At 68.7% G+C, this 10,210-nt stretch carries 7 protein-coding genes; all 7 read left to right on the plus strand.

Going from position 1 to position 10,210, the window contains the following annotated elements; translation table 11 throughout:
* The first annotated feature begins 335 nt into the window (after nt 1–335).
* The 7 genes from AN218_RS29160 to AN218_RS29180 all read left to right on the plus strand — a co-directional run bounded on the left by AN218_RS29160 (nt 336) and on the right by AN218_RS29180 (nt 10,091).
* A complete protein-coding gene (locus tag AN218_RS29160) occupies nt 336–500 on the plus strand; it encodes a plantaricin C family lantibiotic (RefSeq protein WP_070020087.1) in 165 nt (54 codons plus the stop codon).
* Nucleotides 501–532: 32 nt separating this feature from the next.
* Nucleotides 533–688: a class II lanthipeptide, LchA2/BrtA2 family gene (locus AN218_RS37200; protein ID WP_171908833.1), complete on the plus strand. Its 156-nt coding sequence runs from the start codon at nt 533–535 to the stop codon at nt 686–688.
* Between the two features lie 140 nt (nt 689–828).
* A complete protein-coding gene (gene lanM, locus AN218_RS29165) occupies nt 829–3,864 on the plus strand; it encodes a type 2 lanthipeptide synthetase LanM (protein WP_070020088.1) in 3,036 nt (1,011 codons plus the stop codon).
* A gap of 41 nt (nt 3,865–3,905) precedes the next feature.
* The gene (locus AN218_RS29170; protein WP_070020092.1) at nt 3,906–6,053 is read left to right on the plus strand and encodes a peptidase domain-containing ABC transporter; all 2,148 of its coding nucleotides are present in this window, start codon (nt 3,906–3,908) and stop codon (nt 6,051–6,053) included.
* Nucleotides 6,050–8,887: a type 2 lanthipeptide synthetase LanM gene (gene lanM, locus AN218_RS29175; RefSeq protein WP_070020089.1), complete on the plus strand. Its 2,838-nt coding sequence runs from the start codon at nt 6,050–6,052 to the stop codon at nt 8,885–8,887. The genes AN218_RS29170 and lanM (AN218_RS29175) overlap by 4 nt, the downstream gene beginning before the upstream one ends.
* Nucleotides 8,888–9,052: a hypothetical protein gene (locus AN218_RS37205; RefSeq protein ID WP_171908834.1), complete on the plus strand. Its 165-nt coding sequence runs from the start codon at nt 8,888–8,890 to the stop codon at nt 9,050–9,052.
* A gap of 79 nt (nt 9,053–9,131) precedes the next feature.
* A complete protein-coding gene (locus AN218_RS29180) occupies nt 9,132–10,091 on the plus strand; it encodes an LLM class flavin-dependent oxidoreductase (RefSeq protein ID WP_171908835.1) in 960 nt (319 codons plus the stop codon).
* Nucleotides 10,092–10,210: the final 119 nt, after the last annotated feature.

The raw sequence follows: 10,210 nt of genomic DNA on the forward strand, positions 1-10,210 counted from the left end.
CGCCCCCGCAGCATATGCCCGGGAAAGCGGCTGGCAGGTGAGATGTGACCGTCTCGTGAAGCCGTCTGGTGAGCCGGTTCACAGGGTGCGGACGAAGGTCTTCCGTAACATTCGTAATGTTCCGTTTCCTTCGTGCGGAGCCCGCAGTGTCAACTGACGTATGTCATGTGATGTGGATCACGTGTGAGAAATCGTTGTGACCGAACGGTGAAGCCCATACTGTCTTGCCCGCACCGCTGGGGGACGGCCCGCACGAAATCTGAAATACACGGTCCGAACCATCCTTCAGTAATGGGCAAACCATCAGGATCACGTACTCGAAGAATGGAGTTGCCGTGTACAAGGGCGACGTTTCTCTGGTTGAAGAGATTGCCGAGCAGGACTTCGAGGGTGTCGCGTACGGCGCCTGCACCACGAACACCTTCTCCCTCTCCGACGCGCTGGGCAACCAGGGCGGCTGGTGCACCCTGACCGTCGAGTGCCAGCCGAACTGCAACTGACCCACTAAAGACAACAAAAGAAAGAGGTCATCATGAGCGAGGACATTCTCGGTGGATACGACGAGGCCGAGCTCGTCGAGCTGAGCGACGCCGACACCTACGGCGGCACCGGCCCGTGGTGCATCGCCACCGTGACGCTGGCGACCGCGGCGATCTGCCCGACCACGAAGTGCACCAGCCAGTGCTGAATGTGACCTCACCGTTCGCGGTGGTCATCTGAGCACAGCCTCAAGCGGAATGGAGGCCCGTCCCGAGCCGGGCCTCCATTCCGTGGCCTCGACTCCGGCCCGTTTCTACGACATCTCGCGAAAAGTGGGAGCAGCTCACCGTGATATCTCCAACCGAGTTCTACCCGGAGTTCGACAGCGTCGAAGTCGAAGAAACCATCGCGCCGCTCGCGCAGTTCGACGACCAGATCGCCGGAGTCCTCAAGAAGGTCGTCGTCCCCGCACAGCGTGCCGCCTCGGAGCCCGACGGCACATCGCGCCGCACGGTCGAGGAGTGGCTCGCGGCTCCCGAGCAGTACCCGTTCCAGCACGTCATCAGGAGCGCGGCCGCCGCCGTGGCCGACCCCGACCCGCTCGCGCCGTACGCGGACCTCTTCCACGACCGCTCCGCCGCCCTGCTCCAGGTCCTCGGCCGTACCGAGAGCCGGCTGCGCGAGGTGTGCACCCGTCCGCTCGTCGTCTCCGTGAACCACGCGCGCGAGAACGGCGTGCTGGAGGGCGCGACCCCCGAGGAGCGCTACGCCTTCTTCGTCGAGCAGTCCCGCCGCGGCTCCTTCGAGGACGTGGCCGGGCTGTCCTTCCCGGTGCTCCAGGACGTCGTCCGCGTCCTGATCGCCAACAGCCGTGACGCCGCAGAGGAGTTGTGCGCCCGGCTGACCGCCGACCGGGAGGCGATCGCCGAGCGGTTCGGCATCGCGACGTCCGACACGATCGTCTCCTGCGGATTCTCCGAGGGCGACGCCCACCACCACGGCCGCAGCGTCTCGGTGCTCACCTACGCCTCCGGCAAGAAGCTGGTCTACAAGCCGCGCGACGTCTCCTGCGAAGCCGCGTACGAGACCGTGGCGGGCGAACTCAACGCCGCCATGGGCACCTCGCTCGCCGCCGCGAGCGTCCTGCAGCGCGAGGGCTACGGGTACGTGGAGTTCATCGAGGCCGAGGACGTCTCGGACATGTCCGCGGAGTTCATGGACGCCAGCGGTGAACTCGCCGCCGTGTTCTACCTGTTGAACGCCCGCGACATGCACTTCGAGAACATCCTGCCCACGCGCCGCGGCCCCGTCCCCATCGACCTGGAGACGATCCTCCACCCGGCGCGCGTCCACACCGGCCCCACCCCGGAGGCCCCGGGCAACGCCTACGAGACGATCGGGCAGTCGATCTACGGGGTCGGCATCCTGCCGCTCGTCATGGTCGGCAAGGGCGAGGACGCCGGACACGTCGACCTCGGCTTCCTCGGCGACCAGGGCCGCGGCTCCTCGCCGTTCAAGAGCATCGTCTTCGAGAACCCGTACACCGACCGCGTCTCCCTGGTGATCCGCTCGCAGCAGACCCAGGAGCGCAGCACCGTCGTCAGCGCCGTCTCCGAGGAGGAGATCCACGCGCTCGGCACGCGCATGGCCGCCGGCTTCAGCCGGGTCTTCCGCGCGGCGATGGCCGACCACGGAAGCTGGGAGCGGCTGCTGCGCCGGGCGGCCTCCGGCGTCCGCGTGCGCTACGTGCACAACCCGACGGCGCTGTACGCGCAGACGCTGCGCATGACCTCCAGCGCGGGCGCCCTCGACGACTTCGAGCCGTATCTGGCCCTGCTGAAGCGGATCGCGATCGCCAGCAAGACCTCCGCGCACGCGATCGTCGCCTCCGAGGTGCGCCAGCTCGCCGAGCGCGACATCCCGTACTTCACGGTGGACGCCGCGGAGACCGCGCTGCGGGACGGCGACGGTGCGCCGGTGGGCGCCGAGTTCGACGAGACGCCCCTCGACCGCGCGCTGGCGAAGACCGCCGGGATGTCGGAGGCCGGGCTGCGGGAGCAGCTCCGGCTGGTCTACTCGGCCTTCTCCTCCCGCTTCCCCGACAACCACCTGACCAGTTCGGGGAGTTCGGCCGACGGCGGCGAGCAGAGCCGTCCGGCCAAGTACGCCTCCGACCGCTCCCGGGACGAGCTGATCGCGCTCGCCGCGGACCTCGCCGACAACCTCGTGGACACGGCGCTGCCCGACAAGTTCGCGCATCTGCCCCGCACCTGGATCGGCCCGCTGGCCTCCGCGTCGGCCAACAGACCCTGGCCGCCCGGCGTTCTGGGATACGACCTGTACACCGGGCGGGTCGGTCCCGCGCTGGCGCTCGCCGCGGCCGGACGCGCCCTGGACGACCGCCGCTACCGCGACCTGGCCGGCCAGGTCTTCTCGACGATGGCCGAGATCCTCTCCGGGCGCCGTTACGAGGCGCGCAGCATTCAGCAGGCCGGATACGGCGGCTACACCGGCATGGCCGGGATCCTCTTCGCGCTCTCCGCGGCGGGTCGGCTGCTGGAGGCCGACGAGTGGGTCGAGGCCGCGCAGAACTCGGTGCCGCTCGTGCTCGACCAGGTGCGCGGCATCGCGCCGGCCGAGCTGCCCGTCGACGTGGTCGGCGGTATCGCGGGGATCATGGGCTGCGTACGGGAGATCGGCGGCAAGCACGCCGAGGAGTCCACCGCCGCCCTGACGTCCATGCTCACCGGCGCGCTCGCCGCCGGCGGCCACGAATCGGTGCTGGCCCAGTCCGGCTTCGGGCACGGCGTCAGCGGGCTGGTCCACGCGCTCAGCACCGTCCTTCCCCGGGTACAGGAGGACCAGCGGGAGGCCGTCACCTCCACGCTGGCCGGCCTCGTCTCACGGCTCCAGAGCTTCTACGACACCGCCGAGGGCAACTGGTACTCCAACGTCGCCACTCCGTGGTCCTTCTCCACCGGCTGGTGCCACGGCGCGACCGGCATCGCCCTCGCCCTGTCCGAGTACGCGTCCGTCTCCGACGACCAAGTGGCCCCCGCCATGCGGGACGTGGCCGTCGGCAACCTCATCCGGCACGGCTTCGGCCGGAACATGACGTGGTGCCACGGCGACCTGGGCAACCACGACGTGCTGGCCCGGCTGGCCCGTACGGTCGACCCCTCGCTCGCCGACGAGGTGGCGGAGATCGAGAGCCGATGGCTCCAACCCGACGTCTTCAAGCGGAAGATCGGGGACAACCAGAGCCGGTACGCCCACACCAACAGCCTCATGGTCGGCAGCGCCGGAATCGTGCTCCACCTCGTCAACCGCATCGATCCCGACGTCCGCGTATCGCCGGTCACCCTCACGTACGAGAGCCGGTGACCATGGGATTCATCAAGGGGGGCCGTCGGTCGTCACGCAGGATGCCGACGGTGACACAGGTGACGCAGACCGAGTGCGGCCTGTGCTGCACGGTCTCGCTGCTGCGCTACTACGGCCGCGCCGAGGACCTCTCCACCGCGCGCGAGGCCATGGACGCGGGACGCGACGGGCTCAGCGCCGGGCAGTTGGCGCGCTTTCTGCGGACACGGGGGATGGAGACGAAGCTCTTCCGCGCCAAGGACGTCGCCGCGCTGGAGAAGTTCACCTCGCCGGTGATCCTCTACTGGGAGGACTACCACTTCGTCGTCCTGGAGAAGTTCGACGGGCACAAGGCGACGGTCATGGACCCCGCCGTCGGACGGCGCCGGCTCACGCGCGAGGAGCTGGCCGAGGGCTTCAGCAACATCGTCGTCTGCGCCGAGGTGGGCCCGGACTTCGAGCGCTCGCGGCAGAAGCCGCTGGCCGAGTGGCGCAACATCCCGCTGTTCGCGGAGGGTTCGCCGAAGAAGATCGCCCTGGTGGGCCTGCTCTCCTTCAGCGGCTACGCCTCGATCCTGGGCATCCCGCTGCTGACCGAGTGGGCGGTGGACCGGCAGAAGCACTGGACCGGCCTGGACGATCTGGGCCTGGTGCTCGCGGCGGTCGTCGGCGTCGCCCTGACGTACTTCGCGCTGCACGTGGTGCGGGTGATGGTGCTCTCGTCCGTCGTCGCACTGCTCGGCAAGCATCTGATGAGCACCACGTTCACCAGGCTGCTCTTCCTGCCGTACAAGTTCTTCACCGTGCGGCAGCCCGGCGAACTGCTCTTCCGGCTCAACAGCGTCAACATGATCCGGGACCTGCTCTCCTCGCGGGTGGCGCAGGGCATCCTGGACGTCGGCACGCTGCTGTGCGTGAGCGGCTATCTCTTCTGGGTCGAGTGGCGGCTGGGCCTGATCGCCGTCTTCCTCTTCCTGCTCAACGCGGCCTATCTGATGAAGACGCGGCAGCGGCTCATGGAGTATGTCGACGCCGAGATCAGCCAGTTGAGCAAGAGCCAGTCGACGCAGCTCGACGCGATCGTCTCCATCCCGACCATCAAGATGGGCGGCTACGCCCGCGAGTTCGTCGACACCTGGAGCAAGGTCTACAGCTCGTCGCTGGACGCGATGAAGGACCGGATGCGCATGCAGCAGGGCCGCATCGCCGGTGTGACGACCACGACGCAGATGTTCGGCCCGATGACGCTGCTGCTGACCAGCCTGTACTTCGTCAGCCACGGCTTCATCTCGCTGGGCGCGGCCATCGCCGTGCAGGCGGTCTCCGCGACGTACTTCTCGCTCTCGACGTCGGTCTTCCAGACCTACACCGAATTCACCGAGGCCTCCCGCTACATGGCCCGGCTCAACGACATCGTCAACACCGAGCCGGAGGACCCGGGCGGCACGCTGACGGATCTGCTGTCGACCTCGATCCAGCTCGAGGACGTGAGCTTCCAGTACACCAAGCACAGCGACTTCGTCGTACGGAACGTCTCGCTGGACATCCCCGCGGGCTCCAAGGTGGCGCTCGTCGGCCCGTCCGGCTCGGGCAAGAGCACGCTCGGCCGGATCATCTGCGGACTGTACGAACCCACGCGCGGGAAGATCCGGTTCGGCGACGTCGAGCAGCGCCACTACGACAAGAACGCGCTGCGGCGGCAGATCGGCTACATCCCGCAGGAGATCCATCTGCACAACCGCACCATCCTGGAGAACCTGACGCTGGGCCAGGACATCCCCGACGAGGTGGTGTGCGACTACTGCGCGGGCGTGGGCATCCTCGACTTCCTCGAGGACCTGCCGATGGGGCTCAAGACGCTCGTCTCGGAGATGGGCGCGAACTTCTCCGGCGGGCAGCGCCAACGGCTCGCGATCGTACGGGCGTTGCTCCAGAATCCGCCGATCCTCGTGATGGACGAGGCGACGTCCGCCCTGGACACCGTCAACGAGCGGCGGGTCGGGGAGATCATCGAGCACATCGGCGCGACGCAGGTGATCATCGCCCACCGCCTGGCGACCATCAAGTCCGCCGACCACATCTACGTGCTCGACGGCGGCCGCGTCGTCGAGCAGGGCAGCCACACACAACTGCTGGGCACCGGCGCGGTCTACACGGACCTCTACTCGGAGAAGGCACCGGAACTATTCGCCGGAGGCGAGCTGGCGTGAGCCAACCCAACGTGTCGATCCCGGCCTTCCTCCCCTTCTACGAGCACCTCGCGCCGCGCGCGGACGCCGAGTCGGCGCTGCGCGAGGTGATCGCGCCCGTCGCCGGACCCGGCTGTCTCGAGGATCTGCTCGACGACGCGTGGCACGGCCTGGTCGCGGCCGTCGAGGGGCAGTCCTTCCGCACGCTCATCGGCGAGTTCCACTCCTTCCGCGAGGCCCGCGGGCTGCCGATGACCGACAGCGGCGACGAGGCGCTGACGCTCTTCGGCGAGCATCTGCGGGACGCGGACAACTGCCGTGCGGTGACGGCGAGATACCCGGTGCTGCTCCAGCGCCTGGAGACGGTGCTGCGCAACTCGCTGGACGCCTACGCGGAGATCTTCACCGCGTACGCGGCGGACGGCGCGGCGCTGCGTGCCGCGGGACTGGTGCCGTCCGGGGAGGACGGCGGGCTGAAGAAGGTCGTCCTCACCGGCTCCGACCCGCACAACGACAACCGTCAGGTCGTCCATGTGCGGCTCGCCGGCGGCGCCCGGCTCGTGTTCAAGCCGCGTGCCCTGGTCTCGGACCGTTTCGTGAAGGACCTCTACGAGGCGGCCGAGCCGTATCTGAAGCACTCGCTGGACGGGTGCATCCCCGCGTCCGTCACCTCCGGGTCGCACGGCTGGCAGGAGTTCGTCGCGGCCGGGCCGATGGAGACGCCCGACCAGCCCGCGCGGTACTTCTACCGCTTCGGCGCGCTCTGCGCGGTGCTCGGCTCGATCGGGGCGTCCGATCTGCACGACGAGAACCTGCTCGCCCGCGGTGAGCATCCGTGCGTGATCGACACCGAGACGATGACCCGCGCCGACGCCGGCGTGGAGAACGACTCGCTGCCGCACGTGATCATGAACCACATGAAGCTCTCCGTGGTCTCCACGATGCTGGTGCCGATGGTGGACCCGAGTTCGCCCATCGACATCAACATGGCCGGGGTGGGCGTCGCGGGCGACCAGAAGTCGAAGAATCTGACGCGGCCCGTCGTACGCGACAACACCACGGACAACATCTCCGTCAAGTGGGAGCCGGTGACCTACAAGCACCACGGCAACGTCTCCCGGCTCGGCGACAGACGGCTCTCCGCGACGGACTATTTCGCGGAGACCCTGGAGGGATACTTCGACGCCCTGGAGTTCGTGCGCAGCGGCGAGATCGTGAAGATCGTCGACGCCTATCCGGAAATGACGGTGCGGTCCCTGCTGCGTTCCACGATGGTCTACAGCAGATTCCTGGACGCCTTCACGCACCCGAAATATCTGGGGAATCCGGAGGAGGCCGCGCGGCTGCTCGGTCTGCTGAAGAACATGCCGGAGTACCTCTCGCCGGAGGCCGCCGAATACGCCCGCAAGGAAGAGCGCACCGCGCTGTTCTCCGGCAACGTCCCCTACTTCGTCACCCGCAGCGACTCGACCGAACTGGGCACCACCCGCGGCGCTTTCCCCGGCGTCTACAAGACGACGCCGATCGAGATGGCCCGCAGGGGAGTGGAGCTCAACTCGGCCCGTACGGACCTCTATCACCAGTTCCTGCTGGAGGAGTGCTTCGCCGAGGCGGTCGCCGACGACGACCCGGCGGGCCTGTCCGCCGAGAGCCTCTTCGGCCAGGTCACGCTGGCCCGCGCCCGCTCCGGCGACTGGTGGCAGGGCATCGCGCGGAAGATCGACGCGGTGAGCGTCCCGTTCGAGGGACCGGAGGGACGGGAGACCGGCTGGCTCTGCGGCATCGGCCCCGAGCGCAACGCCCCCACCATGACCGCGGGGAACTTCGTCTCCTTCCACGACTCCGGCGGCGTCGTCACGTTCCTGGAGCGCGCGGCGTCCCGATGCAAGGACGCCGAGGAGGCGTACGACAGCGCACGTCGCGGGTTGACGAGCCTGCTCGCGCGCTACGGCGAATCCCTCATGCAGACACCGGAGTCGGTCTTCACCGGCGCCTCGTCGCTGCTGCTCGCCACCCCCTCCCGGGTGGAGGACGAGTGGCTCGGGCGGATCGCCGAGAAGATCGACGAACGGGCCGCCGCCGGCAGCCTGGAGACCGACCTGGCCAACGGGCCCGCCGGGCTGCTGATGGCGCTGCTCTCCCGCACCGGGGACGACGGCGCCGGATGCGACGAAGAATTCCTCGCGAAACTGCGGGAGTTGACGCTCGCCCATCTCCGGGCGCCGCGGTCCGCCGAGTGGTTCGACGTCGCGCACGGCGAACTGGGCCTGCGCTGGGCGGTGTCCCGCATCGGCCGGGTCCTGGACGACGCCGCCCTGGTACGGGAGTCGGCGGACTGGCTCACCGAGCGCCTCGCGTCGGGCGGCGAGAGCCCGTACGCGGGATGGTGCAACGGCGCCGCGGGTCTGCTGCTCGCCTCCGCGGAGATGCTCTCCGCCGCCGGACGCGAGGAACGGCTGACGGGGAAGGACGGAAGACTCGGCGAACTCGTCGGGAAAGCCACGCGCATTCCCGGGGAACGGGCGCTCGATCTCTCCGTCTGCCACGGCAGCAGCGGAGTCGTGCAATCGCTGATCGCCACCGGACGCATTCTCGGCGACGAATCTCTTTTTTCCCGCGCACAGGACTATCAGGAACGCGTTCTTGCTACGATCCGGCGGCACGGTTTCTTCACCGGAGCCGGGGGGCGGACATCCCTCATCGGGTACATGTTCGGATGGTCGGGCATCGGTGACACCGATGCCTTGCTGCACCTCGCCGTAAACGGTTCGCATTCCGACTCCGCGCTTTCCCACATTCCCGTCGCACTTTCCTGCGGCGTACTCGAGGGCCGGTCGGCACCAGGAGGTTCGTAAATGAAGAAGTACAGGGGCAGTTGGGGCGTCATCGTCGCCGTCGGCGGCGCGATCGCCATCACGACTGCTTACAGCGAGAACTACGTGCTGGCCGCCGTGATCGGCGTGCTGACCGTGGCACTCGCCCTGGGCGCGTTCGTCAAGTACGACCGCAAGTCGTCGTAGCGGAGCCGTACCGGAACGACGGCTCGGCCAAGGGGAGCGCATCGTGCGCGTGCGTCACTGAACGAAAGGAACTCCAGGGGTGCGGCTCTCGATTCTTCTCCCCTTCGGCCCCGTCCGGCCGGAACAGGTCGTCCCGTTCGCGAACCTCGTGAACTGGACCTGTGCCGACCGGCTGTGGCAGGGCCACGGAATGCTGCTGGACAGCCACCACTTGATCAACTGGCTGGCCGGCATCGGCATCAGGGTCCCCAGCGGCTTCGGCGTGACGCTGATGCCGCTGCGCTCCCCCTACCAGGCCGCGATCGAGGCACGCTCGGTCGCCCTGGCCACGGGGCACTCCGTCGTCGCGGGCTTCGGACCCGGCGGCCTCCAGGCGCAGCGCAGCTTCCTGGGCAGCCCCTACAGCAGTCAGATCGGCGCATGCCGGGAGTACGTCACGACGGTGCGCGGGCTGCTGCACGGCGAGACCGTCGAGAACTCCGGCGCGCACTTCCCCGGAGTCTCCAAGCTCCTGGAGTACAAGCAGGCACCGGTCCACGTGGGCCTCGGGGTGCTGCGGGAGAAGATGGCCGCCCTGGCGGGCGAGGTCGCCGACGTCGCGATCACGTGGCTGGGCGCCGCCTCGTATCTGGACCAGATCCTCATGCCGGCGATGCGCAAGGGAGCCGAGCAGCGCACGGCCGAGAAGCCCGCGACCGTGACGGCCATCGTGCCCGTCGCCCTCTCCGGGCCCGACCGCAAGGTCACCGATCTCGCGGGCGCCTCGTGCGGTACGCACATCCAGGCGCCGCACTACAAGGACGCGCTGAAGAAGGCGGGCATCGAGGTCTCCGGCGACGGCGACCCGAAGGACGCCGAGAAGCTCGTCGACGGCGGCGTCTTCCTCTACGGCACGGCCGAGGAGATCCACCAACGCCTCGACGCCTACCGGGAGATCGGCGTGGACGAGGTCGTGCTGAACGCCACGGGCGTCGGCCTTGTGGCCGGACCGCGCGCCGCCGCGCAGGACCTGCTGGAGATCCTCGAAGCGGCGCCGTGACGGGCGGCGCCTCCTGACGTCGCGGACGCGCGAACGGAGGTGGGCGCGGGATTGCGCGGTCGCACGGCCCTCGGGTCAGCCGCGCCGCGCGGTGCGCGACGCCCAGCGGGCGAACGCCC

This window comes from Streptomyces nanshensis (assembly GCF_001751255.1).
Classification (GTDB): Bacteria; Actinomycetota; Actinomycetes; order Streptomycetales; family Streptomycetaceae; genus Streptomyces; species Streptomyces nanshensis_A.